Annotated in this window: 11 protein-coding genes; 8 read left to right on the forward strand and 3 right to left on the reverse strand. The window is 72.6% G+C overall.

Annotated elements, in window-relative coordinates; all coding sequences use genetic code 11:
- Positions 1-96: 96 nt before the first annotated feature.
- From VSR01_RS31005 to VSR01_RS31040, 8 genes are all read left to right on the forward strand, one after another.
- A complete protein-coding gene (locus VSR01_RS31005; protein WP_326452331.1) occupies positions 97-1194 on the forward strand; it encodes a substrate-binding domain-containing protein in 1098 nt (365 codons plus the stop codon).
- A 246-nt stretch (positions 1195-1440) separates the two neighbouring features.
- On the forward strand, positions 1441-2229 hold the full coding sequence (locus VSR01_RS31010) for an ATP-binding cassette domain-containing protein (RefSeq protein ID WP_326452332.1): 789 nt from the start codon (positions 1441-1443) through the stop codon (positions 2227-2229).
- Positions 2226-3515, forward strand: a complete 1290-nt coding sequence (locus VSR01_RS31015) for a sugar ABC transporter permease (RefSeq protein WP_442785584.1) — start codon at positions 2226-2228, stop codon at positions 3513-3515. The genes VSR01_RS31010 and VSR01_RS31015 overlap by 4 nt, the downstream gene beginning before the upstream one ends.
- A 254-nt stretch (positions 3516-3769) precedes the next feature.
- Positions 3770-5797 carry a 1-deoxy-D-xylulose-5-phosphate synthase gene (gene dxs / locus VSR01_RS31020; protein ID WP_326452333.1) on the forward strand — a complete coding sequence of 676 codons (2028 nt, stop codon included), beginning with the start codon at positions 3770-3772 and terminating at the stop codon, positions 5795-5797.
- Positions 5798-6048: 251 nt separating this feature from the next.
- Entirely contained in the window at positions 6049-7578 is a 1530-nt protein-coding gene (locus VSR01_RS31025) for an amino acid permease (RefSeq protein WP_326453913.1), read from the forward strand.
- A 90-nt stretch (positions 7579-7668) separates the two neighbouring features.
- Entirely contained in the window at positions 7669-8526 is an 858-nt protein-coding gene (locus tag VSR01_RS31030) for a DsbA family protein (RefSeq protein ID WP_326452334.1), read from the forward strand.
- 187 nt (positions 8527-8713) lie between these two features.
- On the forward strand, positions 8714-10180 hold the full coding sequence (locus VSR01_RS31035; protein ID WP_326452335.1) for a peptidoglycan-binding protein: 1467 nt from the start codon (positions 8714-8716) through the stop codon (positions 10178-10180).
- Between the two features lie 7 nt (positions 10181-10187).
- Positions 10188-11255, forward strand: a complete 1068-nt coding sequence (locus VSR01_RS31040) for an SPFH domain-containing protein (protein ID WP_326452336.1) — start codon at positions 10188-10190, stop codon at positions 11253-11255.
- Between the two features lie 82 nt (positions 11256-11337).
- Here the strand turns inward: VSR01_RS31040 and VSR01_RS31045 are convergent, their stop codons facing one another.
- The 3 genes from VSR01_RS31045 to VSR01_RS31055 form a co-directional block, all read right to left on the reverse strand.
- Positions 11338-11610 (reverse strand): GNAT family N-acetyltransferase, encoded by a 273-nt coding sequence (locus tag VSR01_RS31045; protein ID WP_326452337.1) that lies wholly within the window; start codon positions 11608-11610, stop codon positions 11338-11340.
- A 905-nt stretch (positions 11611-12515) separates the two neighbouring features.
- Entirely contained in the window at positions 12516-14651 is a 2136-nt protein-coding gene (locus tag VSR01_RS31050; protein ID WP_326452338.1) for a 3-hydroxyacyl-CoA dehydrogenase NAD-binding domain-containing protein, read from the reverse strand.
- The gene (locus VSR01_RS31055; protein ID WP_326452339.1) at positions 14648-15868 is read right to left on the reverse strand and encodes a thiolase family protein; all 1221 of its coding nucleotides are present in this window, start codon (positions 15866-15868) and stop codon (positions 14648-14650) included. The genes VSR01_RS31050 and VSR01_RS31055 overlap by 4 nt, the downstream gene beginning before the upstream one ends.
- Positions 15869-16037: the final 169 nt, after the last annotated feature.

Raw genomic sequence — 16037 nt, forward strand, 5'->3', positions numbered from 1 at the left:
TTAAGTGTTTACTTCTTGACGACATGGCGTCAGCCGGAGTTGACTCACGAGCACCTCGGCCGCGGTGTTGCGGCCCTGTCAGGGAGGCAACCTCACATGAACGCAATGACGCGTCGGATCGCCGTCGGAACGGTCGCCGTTTCGATCGCGCTCACCATGGCCGCGTGCGGCAAGGCTGGCGACAAGAAGGACTCGTCGAGCAGCGGCGGCGACAGCAAGAACAAGTCCATCGGCCTGCTGCTGCCCGAGAACGCCACGACGCGGTACGAGAAGTTCGACAAGCCGCTCATCGAGGCCAAGATCAAGGAGCTGTGCTCCGACTGCACGGTCAGCTACGACAACGCCGGCGCTGACCCGGCCAAGCAGGCCCAGCAGGTCAACACCATGATCACCAAGGGCGTCAAGGTCCTGATCCTGGACGCGCAGGACTCGGTCGGCATCCAGTCCTCGGTCGAGGCCGCCGTCGCCAAGGGCATCAAGGTCGTCGCCTACGACCGCCTCGCGCAGGGCCCGATCTCGGCCTACGTCTCCTACGACAACGAGAAGATCGGCGAGCTGCAGGGCCAGTCGCTGCTCGACGCGATGGGCGCCGACGCCAAGCCGACCTCGAAGATCGTGATGATCGACGGCGACCCGGCCGACCCGAACGCCGCCATGTTCAAGGCTGGCGCGCACAAGGTCCTGGACGGCAAGGTCGACATCGCCTACGAGCAGACCGGCCTGTGGAAGGACACCGTCGCCAACCAGAAGGTGACCGCGGCGATCACCCAGCTCGGCAAGGCGAACATCAAGGGCGTCTACTCGGCCAACGACGGCATGGCCGGCGGTATCGCCACCGCCCTCAAGGGCGCCGGCATGCACGTGCCGCTGACCGGCCAGGACGCGGAGCTCGCGGGCATCCAGCGCATCCTCACCGACCAGCAGGCCGCGACGATCTACAAGGCGTACAAGCCGGAGGCCGACGCCACCGCCGAGATCGCGGTCGACCTGCTGGAGGGCAAGGACTTCAAGTCCATCGCCGACACGACCGTCAAGTCCGGCTCCGGCCAGACCGTCCCGGCCCACCTGATCCCGGCCACGCCGGTCACCAAGGCCAACATCAAGGACACGGTCATCAAGGACAAGCTGTACACCGTGGCCCAGATCTGCACCGCCGAGTTCCAGGCGGCCTGCAAGGCGGCCGGCATCCAGTAAGGACCGGCCGAGGGACCGAGAAGCCTGTCCGGCGCCCCGCCTCAACCAACCACCCCGCTGCCGAGGCGGGGTGCCGGACGGAAACGGTTCCGCAGCCGGTCGCGGGTAGCCTCGGGGAAACGTTGTCCTCGGGGCGCGGGCATACCCCTGGCCCGTAACCCGTTCGATTTGTCATCATGTGCTTTGCGCACTCCCTCCGCCGCTGTTCCAGCGCGCGGCATCCCCGCCGGTCAGGCGGCGAAGGAGATGGTTCACGTGTCCGCTACGCCCGTGCTGGCGTTGCGCGGAGTCTCCAAGCGATTCGGTGCGGTCCAGGCCCTCACCGACGTCGAACTGGAGGTCCACCCCGGAGAAGTCGTCGCCCTGGTGGGTGACAACGGCGCCGGCAAGTCCACCCTGGTCAAGACGATCGCGGGAGTCCACCCCATCGACGACGGCGTCATCGAGTGGGAGGGCAAGCCGGTCAGCATCAACCGGCCGCAGGACGCCCAGGGACTCGGCATCGCCACCGTCTACCAGGACCTCGCCCTGTGCGACAACCTGGACGTCGTCGGCAACCTCTACCTCGGCCGCGAGCTGCTGCGCTTCGGCAGCCTCGACGAGGTCACCATGGAACAGCGCGCCCGCGAGCTGCTGAACACCCTGTCGATCAGGATCCCCAGCGTGCGGATCCCGATCGCCAGCCTCTCCGGCGGCCAGCGGCAGGTCGTGGCGATCGCCCGCGCCCTCATCGGCGAGCCCAAGGTCGTCATCCTGGACGAGCCGACCGCCGCCCTCGGCGTCGAGCAGACCGCCCAGGTGCTCGACCTGGTCGAGCGGCTGCGCGAGCGCGGCCTCGGCGTCATCCTGATCAGCCACAACATGGCCGACGTGACGGCGGTCGCCGACACCGTCCACGTGCTGAGGCTGGGCCGCAACAACGGCGCCTTCCCGGTCAAGGACACCACGAACGAGCAGATCATCGCCGCGATCACCGGCGCCACGGACAACGCCGTGACCCGTCGGCAGGCGCGCAACGCGGAGGCGGCCAAGTGAGCAGCGACAAGACCACCCTGGACAAGAGCAGCGCGGAGGAGGTGCCGCCGCCGGCGGTCGCCGCCGTCGACCCGCGGCTGCTGGTCCGCGAAGAGGGCTTCAAGGGCTACATCACCGAGTTCAAGCGCAAGCTGAAGGGCGGCGAGCTGGGCTCCCTGCCCGTCATCGTCGCGCTGATCATCATCTGGGCCATCTTCCAGAGCAAGGACAGCCTGTTCCTCAGCTCGGCGAACATGGTCAACATCAGCTTCTTCATGGCCGGCACCGGCATGCTGGCCGTCGGCCTGGTGTTCGTGCTGCTGCTCGGCGAGATCGACCTGTCGGTGGCCTCGGTCAGCGGCCTGTCGTCGGCGCTGTTCGCGGTCTTCACCACCACCCACGGGATGAACCTGTGGCTGGCGGCGATCCTCACCGTGCTGATCGGCATCGGCATCGGCGCCGTGCACGGCTTCTTCTTCGCCAAGATCGGCGTCCCGGCGTTCGTCGTCACCCTGGCCGGCTTCCTCGGCTGGAACGGCCTGATGCTGTGGGTGCTCGGCGACACCGGCTCGCTGTCCATCCGCGACAAGGGCCTGCTGCACGTGCTGGGCCAGCGGTCCTTCTTCATGAACCAGGACATCGCCGGCGCGTACATCCTGGCCACCGTGGGCGTCGCCGCCCTGCTGGTCGGCTCCCTGGTCGAGCAGACCCGGCGCCGCAAGGCCGGCGTGCCGTTCCGGCCCACCAGCGAGATCCTGCTCCGGGTGGTCGCCCTCGCGGTGGTCGCCTACGTCGCCGCGTTCGTGCTGAACAAGAGCGCCGGCGTGCCCAACGCGCTGGTCATCTTCCTGGTCACGCTGGTGATCTGCGACTTCGTGCTGCGCCGCACCACCTTCGGCCGCAAGGTCTTCGCGGTCGGCGGCGGCATCGAGGCGGCCCGCCGCGCCGGTATCTCGGTGGCCGCGGTGCGCATCTCGGTCTTCGCCATCGCCGGCGGCTTCGCGGCCATCGGCGGTCTCTTCCTGGCCGCCCAGACCTACACCGCCACCCTCCAGGCGGGCAGCGGCAACCTGCTGATGCTGGCGATCGCCGCCGCGGTCATCGGCGGCACCAGCCTCTTCGGCGGCCGCGGCAACGTCTGGTCGGCGCTGCTCGGCATGCTGGTCATCCAGTCCATCCAGACCGGTCTGGACCTGCTCAACATGAACCAGTCGATCCAGTACATGATCACCGGCGCGGTGCTGCTGGCCGCCGTGGTCATCGACTCGGTCTCCCGCCGCACCCAGCGCTCCTCCGGCCGCGTCTGACGCGCGGCCGCACGCGGCCACCGGCGGACGGACACGCGGACACCCGCGCGTCCGTCCGCCCGGGAGTAAGGCAGCTCACGAAACCGCCGGGCGGCCCTGGACCCTCCAGGGCCGCCCGGCTGTTTCGCGCCGTCTAGACTGCTCTGATCGGCCGGACCGGCCGGTAACACGTACTGGCGCGAGGACGCACCGGCGGCGCGGCCGGCGGTACCCACGCGCCGGGCCGCTGCACGCGACAGGCTAAGGAGGCACGGGTGGCACTGCTGACCCGTATCAACGGACCCCGCGACCTGGACCGGCTCGACAGCCAGCAGCTCGTCGAGCTGGCCGCCGAGATCCGCGCCTTCCTGGTCGACGCGGTGTCCAAGACCGGCGGCCACCTCGGGCCCAACCTGGGCGTGGTGGAGCTGACCATCGCGCTGCACCGGGTCTTCCACTCCCCGGCCGACCGCATCCTGTTCGACACCGGCCACCAGGCCTACGTGCACAAGCTGCTGACCGGCCGCCAGGACTTCGCCCGGCTCAAGAGCAAGGGCGGCCTGTCCGGCTACCCCTCGCGCGCGGAGTCCGAGCACGACGTGATCGAGAACAGCCACGCCTCCACCGTGCTGGGCTGGGCCGACGGCCTGGCCAAGGCCAACGAACTGCTCGGCCGCCAGGACCGGGTCGCCGCGGTGATCGGCGACGGCGCGCTGACCGGAGGCATGGCCTGGGAGGCGCTGAACAACATCGCCGCCGCCAAGGACCGGCCGCTGGTCATCGTGGTCAACGACAACGAGTGGTCGTACTCCCCGACCATCGGCGGTCTGGCCAACCACCTGGCCACCCTGCGCACCACCGACGGCTACGAGCAGTTCCTGGCCCGCACCCGGGACCTGCTGGAGCGCACCCCGCTGATCGGCCGGCCGCTCTACGAGACCCTGCACGGCGCCAAGAAGGGCCTGAAGGACTTCATCACCCCGCAGGGCATGTTCGAGGACCTGGGGCTGAAGTACGTCGGCCCGATCGACGGTCACGACATCGAGGCCGTGGAGTCCGCGCTGCAGCGCGCCAAGCGCTTCAACGGCCCGGTCATCGTGCACTGCATCACCGAGAAGGGCCGCGGCTACACCCCCGCCGAGCGCGACGAGATCGACCGCTTCCACGGCATCGCGCCGATCCACCCCGACACCGGCCTGCCGCGGGCCGCCGCCGGCGCCGACTGGACCTCGGTGTTCGGCGACGAGATGCTCGAACTCGGCAAGGAGCGCCAGGACATCGTCGCCATCACCGCGGCGATGCTGCACCCGGTGGGCCTGACCAAGTTCGCCGAGGCGTTCCCCGAGCGGGTCTACGACGTCGGCATCGCCGAGCAGCACGCCGCGGTCTCCGCGGCGGGCCTGGCCACCGGCGGCCTGCACCCGGTCGTCGCGGTCTACGCGACGTTCCTGAACCGGGCCTTCGACCAGGTGCTGATGGACGTGGCGCTGCACGGCTGCGGCGTGACGTTCGTGCTGGACCGGGCCGGCGTCACCGGCAGCGACGGCGCCTCGCACAACGGCATGTGGGACATGTCGATCCTCCAGGTGGTGCCCTCCCTGCGGATCGCCGCGCCGCGCGACGCCGACCAGGTCCGCGCGCAGCTGCGCGAGGCCGTCGCGGTGGACGACGCGCCCACCGTGGTCCGCTACTCCAAGGGCGCGGTGGGCCCCGCGGTCCCGGCCGTCGGCCGCATCGGCGGCATGGACGTGCTGCGCGAGCCCTCGACCGGCCCCGGGCAGGACGGCGCGGACCGGCTCGGCACGGACGCCCACGGCACGGAGACTCCCGGCGCGGACGTGAGCGCCGCGGACGCCGCCGCGCAGCCGGACGTGCTGCTGGTGTCGGTCGGCGCGCTGGCGCCGATGTGCCTGGAGGTCGCCGCGCTGCTGGACGCCCAGGGCATCACCTCCACGGTCGTCGACCCGCGCTGGGTCAAGCCCGTCGACCCCGAGCTGCCGGCGCTCGCCGCCCGGCACCGGCTGGTCGTCACCGTCGAGGACAACGGCCGGGTCGGCGGTGTCGGCTCGGCGATCGCGCAGGCGCTGCGGGACGCCGAGGTGGACGTGCCGCTGCGCGACTTCGGCATTCCGCAGCAGTTCCTCGCGCACGGCTCGCGCAAGGACGTGATGGCCGACATCGGCCTGACCGCGCCCGACATCGCCCGCCAGGTGACCGGCGTGGTCGCCACCATCGGCGGCCGGTTCGCCGACGAGGCGGCCGACGCCGAGCCCGCCCACGCGCCGGAGTCGGTCCAGGACTGACCGCCCCGGTGGGGAGGGGGTCCACCCGCACGGGTGGACCCCCTCCCCACCGGGCGTACGTGTAGGCGCGCCTCGACGGGTCAGACGCACCTCCGCAGTGGAGTGATCCCTGCCGCCCCGGGCCCGGGGCGGCGGAACCACCGGGAGGTAGGCAGATGGACAGCGCAGTGGGCAGGGGCACGGACTCCGGAGGCAGCGGCGGCGGGCCCGCCGGAGGGGCGCGCGGCGGCACCGCGGCGCCGCCGCGGGGGATGTTCCGCACCAAGACCGTCGAGCAGTCGATCGCGGACACCGAGGAGCCCGAGCACGGCCTGCGCAAGAGCCTGTCCGCGCTGGACCTGATCGTCTACGGGGTCGGCGTCATCGTCGGCACCGGCATCTTCGTGGTGACCGGCTCGGTGGCCAAGCAGTACGCCGGCCCGGCCACCGCGCTCGCCTTCGTCGCCGCCGCGGTGGTCTGCGGACTGGCCGGCCTGTGCTACGCCGAGTTCGCCTCGACCGTGCCGGTCGCCGGGTCCGCGTACACCTTCGGCTACGCCTCCATCGGCGAACTGCCGGCCTGGATCATCGGCTGGGACCTGGTGCTGGAGCTGGCGCTCGGCGCCGGCGTGGTGGCCGGCGGCTGGTCCGGCTACGTGGCGAACCTGCTCTCGCACGTCGGCGTCGAGGTGCCGACCCGGCTCAGCCACAAGAGCGGCCACTTCGGCTTCGACATCCTCGCCGCGGCCCTCGTGCTGGTGCTGACCGGGATCGTGATGGCCGGGATGAAGCTGTCCGCGCGGGTCACCGGGCTGGTGGTGGCGGTCAAGGTCACCGTGGTGCTGATCGTGATCTTCGCCGGCCTCTTCTACGTCACCGGCAGCAACTACCACCCGTTCCTGCCGCCGTCCCAGCACAACACCGGCAGCGGCTCGCACCTGCACGCGCCGCTGGTGCAGGTGATGTTCGGCTTCACGCCCTCCTCCTTCGGCGTGATGGGCATCTTCTCCGCCGCCGCGGTGGTCTTCTTCGCCTTCATCGGCTTCGACATCGTGGCCACCGCCGCCGAGGAGACCAAGAACCCGCAGCGCGACATGCCCCGCGGCATCATCGGCTCCCTGGTGGTCTGCACCGTGCTCTACGTCGCGGTGTCGCTGGTCGTCACCGGCATGCAGAAGTACAGCGAGCTGGACACCACCGCGCCGCTGGCGACCGCCTTCAAGTCGGTCCACGCGCCGTTCTGGTCCGGGCTGATCAGCTTCGGCGCGGCGGTCGGCCTGACCTCGGTGGTGATGATCCTGCTGCTCGGCCAGACCCGGGTGTTCTTCGCGATGAGCCGCGACGGGCTGCTGCCGCGCGCCTTCTCCCGGGTGCACCCGCGGTTCGGCACGCCGTACCGCACCACCGTGCTGCTGGGCGTCGTGGTGGCGCTGATCGCCGGCTTCTTCACGGTGGGGGAGCTGGAGGAGATGGTGAACATCGGCACGCTGTTCGCCTTCGTGGTGGTGGCGATCGGCGTGATCGTGCTGCGCCGCACCCGCCCCGAGCTGCCCCGGGCCTTCCGCGCGCCGTGGGTGCCGGTGCTCCCCGTGCTGTCGGTGGCCGCCTCGCTGTGGCTGATGATCAACCTCAGCGTGGAGACCTGGCTGCGCTTCGCCGGCTGGATGGCGGCCGGGTTCCTGGTCTACTTCGGCTACGGCCGCAGCCACAGCAGGCTGGGCCGCGGCGAGCTGGACCCGCGCCCGGACACCGGCCCGGCGTCGCCCTCACAGCCCCCGCGGCCGGGTCCGACGGCCGGCTGAGGAGCCCGCGGGGGCCCGGAATTCGGGGCCTGGGGCGCGCGATGGTAGAAATGCGCGAGAGCAGTGCGGGATGATCGAGGTGGCGTAGTCATGACGGAGTCCAAGGGACCCGAGCGGGCGGACCGTGCGACGGGCCCGGGCAAGAAGAAGCGCAGGGGCCCGCTGGAGCGGCTGCGGCCGTACGCCATCGGCATCGTCGCGATGGCCGTGGTCTTCGGCGGGTCCGCGCTGATCGGCGCCCATGTGCGCGCCACCAAGGACGACAAGGTCAAGACGCCGAACAACGCCGCGGGCCCCGCCGTCGTGCCCACCGGGCCGAGCGACTCCGCCTCGCCCACCCCGACCCCGAGCGGCCCCAAGCTGGACCTGCCGGTGCACCCCTCGGTGCCGGTCACCGTGACCATCTACGAGGACCTGCGCGACCCCGCGTCCAAGGCGTTCGCCGACGAGTACCAGCCGGTCCTGGACCAGCTGCTGACCACCGGTCAGGCACAGCTGCACTACCGGCTGGTCACCGCCTCGGACAAGAAGTACGGCGGCCACGGCTCCGAGGACGCCGCGGCGGCCGCCGCCTGCGCGCAGGACCAGGGCCGGTTCGTGAACTTCGTGGTGGCGCTGTTCAAGAACCAGCCGGACCCGACCAGCAGCAAGCTGTCCAGCCAGAAGTTCCTCAAGGACATGGCGCGCAGGGCCCACAAGATCAAGCCGGGCACCTTCGACCCCTGCCTGGAGCAGCGCGACCACATCGGCTGGGTGGAGAAGTCGCAGGCGCAGTACGCGTCCTCCGGCTACGGCGACGTGCCGGTGGTGCTGATCAACGGCAAGCAGGTCAAGGACGTGCAGGGCAAGCTGACGCCGAGCAAGCTGCACAGCATGGTGCTGGCCGAGGCCAAGCGGGTCATCAAGATCGAGGCGACGCCTTCGCCGACCGACCCGATGAAGGGCTGACGCCCGGGGCGGTGAAGGGCCGACGGCCGGCGCGGTGAAGGGCGGACGGCCGCCGCGCCGCCTCCCGGAGCGGGCTTCTCGTGTGCCGGGCCCGGTGTCATGTCACCCGATGTGGTCTGAGTGGTCACATTTTTGACAAAACCGGGTAATACGGACATGTGACACCCGATCACGAGGAGTGGTGCGCATGTCGATACCGGTGTTCGACGACGTCGAGCCCCTGCCCGCCTGCGGCTGCGAGGAGTGCGCCCGGCAACGGCTGGCGGACGCGGTGGCCCGGGGGAGCGCAGGCCTCGCGGCCACCGGCGCGACCCGCGCGGCCGTGGTCGCCGCCGTGGCGACCACCGCGCTGGGCGGCGCCGTGGTCGTGGCGGCCCCGGCCGGCGCCACCGCCTCCGTCAGCGGGACGCTCAGCGCCGCCGCGGCGGGCGGCACGCACGCCGCGCTGCCGGCCGCGCCGCTGCGGCTGACCCGGACGCAGATCCTGGCCCGGGCCGAGACCTGGGTCCGGGCCAAGGTGCCGTACAGCATGACCGCGTACTGGAAGGACGGCTACCGGCAGGACTGCTCCGGCTTCGTCTCCATGGCCTGGGGCCTGGACGCCAACGCCTGGACCGGCGACCTGCGGGACTACGCCGTGCGGATCGGCAAGGACGCGCTGCGGCCCGGCGACGTCCTGCTCTTCCACAACGCGGCCGACCCCCGGCTCGGCTCGCACGTGGTGCTCTTCGGCGGCTGGACCGACGCCTCGCACACCCACTACACCGGCTACGAGCAGACCCGGCCGGGCACCCGGGTGCGCACGACGCCCTACGCGTACTGGACCAACTCGGCGCGCTACGTGCCGTACCGCTACAAGTACCTGGCCGCGACCGCCGCGCAGGGCCCGGCGGCCGGAAACGCGTACCCGGGCGCCAAGGCGTTCGGTCCGGGCGCGGACAACGCCTACGTCACCCGGCTGGGCACCATGCTCGTCGGTCGCGGCGCCGCGCGGTTCTACGCGTCCGGCCCCGGGCCGAAGTGGAGCAGGGCGGACCGGGACGCCACCGCGGCCTTCCAGCGCGCTCAGGGCTGGACCGGCGCGGACGCGGACGGCCTGCCCGGTCCGACCACCTGGACGTACCTGGTCGGCCACCGCGGCAAGGACATTCCTGCGGCGCCGGGAGGCGCGGCCGGGAAGAAGCCCGCGGCGAAGAAGCCGGCGGGCACCAAGCCGGCGGGGACGAAGCCGGCGGCGGCGAAAGCCGGCGCGGGGAGAACCCGTGCGGTGACGCCCGGTGTGACGCCCGGTGTGACGGCAGCAGGTGCGACGGGAGCCGGCGCGCCGCAGGCCGGTGCGGTGCGTGCCGCCGGACCGGGGGCCGCCGCTCCCGTGGCGGTCGCCGCCGCGGCCGAGCCCGCTCGGGACGGCGGCGTCCCGGCCTATCCCGGCGCGGGGGTCTTCCGGCCGGGGCACGGCGGGGACGCGGTCCTCGCGCTCGGCCGCCGGCTCGTCGCCAAGGGCTTCGGCGGTCACTACCGGACCGGCCCCGGCCGAGCGTGGACCGAGGCGGACCGGCGCAATGTCGAGGCGTTCCAGCGCGCCCAGGGCTTCTCGGGGCGCGACGCAGACGGCCACCCCGGCCCCGAGACGTGGAGGCGACTGTTCGCGTGATGCTCTCGTGACCCCACCGGTCCCTTCGATCCCCCCACCCGGCGTCGCCGCCGCGACCGCCGCGACCGCCGCGTCCGTGCCCTCCGACGCCGCCGACACGCTGCGGCTGCCCGCGGCCCACCCGCCGGGCGACCCGGAGCCCGACCCGGACTGCGCGGAGGCCGCCGCGCCCGCCGAGCGGCAAGGGCCGTGCCTGCCCGGCTGGGCGGCGGTGCTGAGCCTGGTGGCCGCCGCGGGCGCGGCCGGCTGGCTGGTGGGGCAGGCCGGCCTGCTGCCGATCACGCCGGTGTGGCCGGACGAGCTGCCGCGCCCGCCGCGCACCGGAACCGGCCCCGGCCTGTGGAGCGGCCTCGGCGTGCTCGCCGCGGTGGCCGTCTTCGTGCTGTGCGGGCTGACCCGCAGCCGTGCGGGCAGCGTGTGGGTGCTCACCCGCTGCGGCGCCTACCGCGGCACCGTGCGCCGCACCGGGCTGCTGTGGATCAGCCCGCTGCTGCGCCGCCGCCGGCTCGACGTCACGCTGCGGCACTGGCGCAGCCGCCCGGTCGACGCGGTCGACGCGCACGGCACGCCGATCCAGGTGACGCTGCTCGTGGTGTGGCGGGTCAGGGACAGCGCACGGGCCGCCTTCGCGGTCCACGACCACCGGCGCTTCCTGCGCGAGACCGTCGAGGCGGCCCTGGCCCGGGCGGTCTCCCGGCACCCCGCCGACGACTTCCGCGGCCAGTCGCCCACCCTGCGCGACTGCGACCGGCTCGCCGACGAACTGCGCCGGCTGATCGCCGACGCGGTGCGCCCGGCCGGCCTGGAGGTCTTCTCCGCCACGCCGGTCAGGATCGACTACGCGCCCGACGTGGCGCCGGTCATGCGCCGGGCCCGGATCGCCGCGCTCGACGCCCGGCAGCGCAAGGCGGTGCTGGACGACGCGCTGGCCGCGGTGGCCGAGGCGGTGCGCGGCATCTCCGAGCGGGGCCTGGCGGACCTGGACGACTACGAGCGCAAGGCGCTGGTACGCGATCTGACGGTGAGCCTGCTCTCCCACCCCGCGCCCCCGGCGGCCGGCGCGAGGCTCAACTAGGGCCGCCGACCGGCGTCGGCGTCGACGCGGGTCGGCGGGGCCCCGGCCGGCGCCGTGACCCGGCCCGCAGCCGGGGCCGGGCTCAGGCAGCCGTCGCGGGCTTGGCGAGCGGCGCGTCCCGGGAGATCTCGCGGAAGCCGACGCCCTGGTAGAGGGCGCGGGCCGCGGGGTGCCCGGGCGCGCCCGCGCACGCCACGGTCGCGTGCCGCGCGCCGGCCGCGCGGGCCAGGCGCATCCCGTGCAGGAGCATCGCCCGCGCGAGCCCCCGGCGCCGGTGGCCCGGGTGGGTGCCGACCGGCTCGAACTCCACGGTCGCGTTGACCTCGTCCAGCCACATGATCGTCGAGCAGGCCATGGTGCCGTCCGCGCCTCGACCAGCACGTGCAGATCGCCGCGGTAGGCGGCGGTGGCACGTACGCCCTCGTAGGACTCGGCGGTGTACGGCGAGGGCGCCCACGCGTCCTGGTGGGCGCGGACGGCGGCCTGCGGACCGGCCTCGTCGGCGGTGCGGAAGCGGTAGCCGTGGGGGAGTGCGGGCTGTTCCAGGTCGGTCAGGTCGCGCTGGTTCAGCTGGGTCCACGAACCGTGCTCGCCGAGCGCGGCCTCGTCGCTCACGTACCCGTGGGCGGCCCACCGCTCCAGCCCGAAGGCGTCGGCGGCGCTCGGCAGCACGGTGCGGGTCAGGCCCGCGGCCACCTCGTCGTACCAGCCGATCACCTCGTCCACCAGGCCGGCCCGGCCGGGGTCGATCTGGTACGCCAGATACGCCTGGCCGACCTCCTTGACCGAGCCGTCGCCGCGGGTCAGCCGGTGCGGGAGCACCGCCCAGGCCCAGGCCGAAAGGTCCCCGTCGGCCGGCCACAGCCGGCGCCGCCAGCTCGGGTCCAGCGTGGCGTGCCCCTTGCCCCAGTTCCAGGCCAGTTCGCCGTACGACGCGTCGCTGGTCACCAGGTCCGGCCGGGCGGCGGTGACCCGCTGCGCCAGGCCCTGCATGAGCCGCAGGTCCGTGGCCGTCACGTGCTGGGCGTTCGCCATGGCAGGCCACTGTGCCAGCGGCCGGTGCGCCGCGTCGAACCGTTTTCGCCGCACCCCGGCCCGTCCGCGGGCGGACCCGGCCGCCGTCCGTCCGCCGCCGGAGAAGCCGGAGGAGCAGGAGAAGCCGGAGTCAACGCACCGGGCCCGGCCCCCCGTCGCTCGACGGAAGGCCGGGCCCGGCCCGTACCACTGCGGCTGTCGCTGGGAAAGCCGCGTGCCGAGGGCCTACTCCGGCACGCTGGCCACGCCCGGCGCGAGGAACGGCTTGCCGTTGACCCGCTGCGAGACGCCCTCGCGGTCCAGATACGGCGTGATGCCGCCCAGGTGGAACGGCCAGCCCGCGCCGGTGATCAGGCACAGGTCGACGTCCTGCGCCTCGGCGACGACGCCCTCGGCCAGCATCAGCCCGATCTCCTGCGCCACCGCGTCCAGCACCCGCTCGCGCACCTGCTGCTCGGTCAGCACGGTGTCGCCCTGCTTCAGCAGCGCCGCGACCTCCGGGTCCAGCTCCGGCGTGCCGGAGTCGTAGACGTAGAAGCCGCGCTTGCCGGCCTTCACCACCGCCGCGAGGTTCTCCGAGACGGTGAAGCGGTCGGGGAAGGCGCGGTGCAGCGTCTCGGAGACGTGCAGGCCGATCGCCGGGCCGACCAGCTCCAGCAGCACCAGCGGCGACATCGGCAGGCCCAGCGGCTCGACCGCCTTCTCCGCGACCGCGACCGGCGTCCCCTCGTCGATGACGTTCTGGATCTCGCCCATGAAGCGGGTCAGGATGCGGTTGACCACGAACGCCGGGGCGTCCTTGACCAGCACCGCGGTCTTCTTCAGCTTCTTGGCCACCGCGAACGCCGTCGCCAGCGAGGCGTCGTCGGTGGCGTCCGCGCGGACGATCTCCAGCAGCGGCAGCACCGCGACCGGGTTGAAGAAGTGGAAGCCGACCACCCGCTCGGGGTGCTCCAGCTTCTGCGCCATCTCCGAGACCGACAGCGAGGAGGTGTTGGTGGCCAGGATCGTCTCCGGCCCCACCACCGCCTCCAGCTCGGCGAAGACCTGCTGCTTGACGCCCAGCTCCTCGAAGACCGCCTCGATCACGAAGTCCGCGTCGCCGAACGCCGCGGCCTTGTCCAGGTGGCCGGTGACCAGGCCCTTGAGCCGGTTGGCCTTGTCCTGGCCGATCCGGCCCTTGCCGAGCAGCTTGTCGATCTCGCCGTGGACGTAGCCGACGCCCTTGTCGATCCGCTCCTGGTCGATGTCGGTCAGCACGACCGGCACCTCCAGGCGGCGGGCGAACAGCAGCGCCAGCTGCGAGGCCATCAGACCCGCGCCGACCACGCCGACCTTGTTCACCGGGCGGGCCAGCGACCGGTCCGGCGCGCCGGCCGGCCGCTTGCCGCGCTTCTGCACCAGGTTGAACGCGTAGACGCCGGCGTGCAGTTCGCCGCCCATGATGAGATCGGCCAGCGCCCGGTCCTCGGCCTCGAAGCCGTGCCGCAGGTCGCCGCCGCGGGCCGCGTCGATGATGTCCAGCGCGCGGTAGGCCGCCGGCGCGGCGCCGTGCACCTTGCCGTCCGCGATCGCCCGGCCGCGGGCCACCGCCCGGTCCCAGGCCTCGCCGCGGTCCACCTCGGGGCGGACCACCTCGATCTCGCCCCTGAGCACCGCCGAGGTCCAGGCGAGCGACTGCTCCAGGAAGTCCGCCGCCTCGAACAGCGCGTCGGCGATGCCCAGTTCGTGCACCTGCGCGCCCTTGAGCTGGCGGTTCTGGTTGAGCGAGTTCTCGATGATCACGGTGACCGCGCGGTCGGCGCCGATGAGGTTCGGCAGCAGCGTGCAGCCGCCCCAGCCGGGCACCAGGCCGAGGAAGACCTCGGGCAGCGAGAAGGCCGGGACCGAGGCCGACACCGTGCGGTAGGAGCAGTGCAGGCCGACCTCGACGCCGCCGCCCATCGCGGCGCCGTTGTAGTACGCGAACGTCGGCACCGCGAGCTGCTGGAGGCGCTTGAACACCTCGTGGCCGCCGCGGCCGATGGCGAGCGCGTCCTCGTGCCGCTTGAGCAGCTCCACGCCCTTGAGGTCGGCGCCGACCGCGAAGATGAACGGCTTGCCGGTGATGCCGACGCCGACGATCGCGCCCTCCGCGGCCTCCTTCTCGACCTGGTCGATCGCGGCGTCCAGGTTCGCCAGCGACTGCGGGCCGAAGGTGGTCGGCTTGGTGTGGTCGAAGCCGTTGTCCAGGGTGATCAGCGCGAACCGCCCGGCGCCGCCCGGCAGGTCCAGGTGGCGTACCTGGGCCTTCGTCACGACCTCGCCGGGGAACAGCTCCGCCGCGCCCCTGAGCAGTTCCTGGGTGCCCTGCGTGCTCACTTGGCCGCTCCCTCGAAGTGCGGGTTCTCCCAGATGACCGTGCCGCCCATGCCGAACCCGACGCACATGGTGGTGATGCCGTAGCGGACCTGCGGCTGCTCCTCGAACTGCCGGGCCAGCTGGTTCATCAGCCGCACCCCGGAGGAGGCCAGCGGGTGGCCGAAGGCGATCGCGCCGCCGTACTGGTTGACCCGCGGGTCGTCGTCGGCGATGCCGTAGTGATCGAGCAGCGACAGCACCTGGACGGCGAACGCCTCGTTGACCTCGATCAGGCCGATGTCGTCGATGCTCAGGCCGGCCCGGGCGAGCGCCTTCTCGGTGGCCGGGATCGGGCCGATGCCCATCACCTCCGGCTCGACGCCCGCGAAGGCGTACGAGACCAGGCGCATCTTCACCGGCAGGCCCAGCTCGCGGGCGACGTCCTCGGCGGCCAGCAGCGAGGCGGTGGCGCCGTCGTTGAGGCCGGCCGCGTTGCCCGCGGTGACCCGGCCGTGCGGGCGGAACGGGGTCTTCAGCCCGGCCAGCTGCTCCAGCGTGGTGCCCGGGCGCATCGGCTCGTCGGCGGTCGCCAGACCCCAACCGGTCTCCCCGGCCTCCTCGTTGGTGCGGCGGATCGCGATCGGCACCAGGTCCTGCTGGATCTTGCCGTTCGCGTACGCCTTCGCCGCCTTCTCCTGGCTGCGCACCGCGTACTCGTCGGAGCGCTGCCGGGTCAGCCGCGGGAAGCGGTCGTGCAGGTTCTCCGCGGTCATGCCCATGAACATCGCGGACTCGTCGACGAGCTTCTCCGACACGAAGCGCGGGTTGGGGTCCACGCCCTCGCCCATCGGGTGCCTGCCCATGTGCTCCACGCCGCCGGCCACCACCACGTCGTACGCGCCGAAGGCGACGCCGCCCGCGGTGGTGGTCACCGCGGTCATCGCGCCGGCGCACATCCGGTCCACGGAGAAGCCGGGCACCGTGGTGGGCAGCCCGGCCAGGATGCCCGCGGTGCGGCCGAGGGTCAGGCCCTGGTCGCCGATCTGGGTGGTGGCGGCGACCGCGACCTCGTCGATCCGGGCGGGGTCCAGGTCCGGGTTCCGCCGCAGCAGCTCCCGGATGCACTTGATCACCAGGTCGTCGGCGCGGGTCTCGTGGTAGATGCCCTTCGGGCCCGCCTTGCCGAACGGGGTACGGACGCCGTCGACGAAGACGACGTCCCTCGCGGTACGAGGCACGCTGGCTCCTGCTGTATTCGGGAAGCTGGACACCGTCATGCTACTCGCGGGTAACCGATGTGCACAGCTCCGGTCCCGGAAGCGGCGGAGGTCACACCGCGCGCTGCGGGGACGTGGGGTTACCCAGGGTTACGCGGGGGGTGCGGCAGGGGGTGCGGCGGGCGGCACG

The organism is Actinacidiphila sp. DG2A-62 (genome assembly GCF_035825295.1).
In the GTDB taxonomy this organism is placed as follows: Bacteria; Actinomycetota; Actinomycetes; order Streptomycetales; family Streptomycetaceae; genus Actinacidiphila.

Excerpts from the sequence above, each read along its gene's own strand:
- VSR01_RS31035 (WP_326452335.1), top strand. The coding sequence starts at position 8,714 with ATGTCGATACCGGTGTTCGACGACGTCGAGCCCCTGCCCGCCTGCGGC.
- VSR01_RS31025 (WP_326453913.1), top strand. The coding sequence starts at position 6,049 with ATGTTCCGCACCAAGACCGTCGAGCAGTCGATCGCGGACACCGAGGAG.
- VSR01_RS31010 (WP_326452332.1), top strand. The coding sequence starts at position 1,441 with ATGGTTCACGTGTCCGCTACGCCCGTGCTGGCGTTGCGCGGAGTCTCC.
- VSR01_RS31005 (WP_326452331.1), top strand. The coding sequence starts at position 97 with ATGAACGCAATGACGCGTCGGATCGCCGTCGGAACGGTCGCCGTTTCG.
- VSR01_RS31045 (WP_326452337.1), bottom strand. The coding sequence starts at position 11,610 with ATGGCCTGCTCGACGATCATGTGGCTGGACGAGGTCAACGCGACCGTG.
- VSR01_RS31030 (WP_326452334.1), top strand. The coding sequence starts at position 7,669 with ATGACGGAGTCCAAGGGACCCGAGCGGGCGGACCGTGCGACGGGCCCG.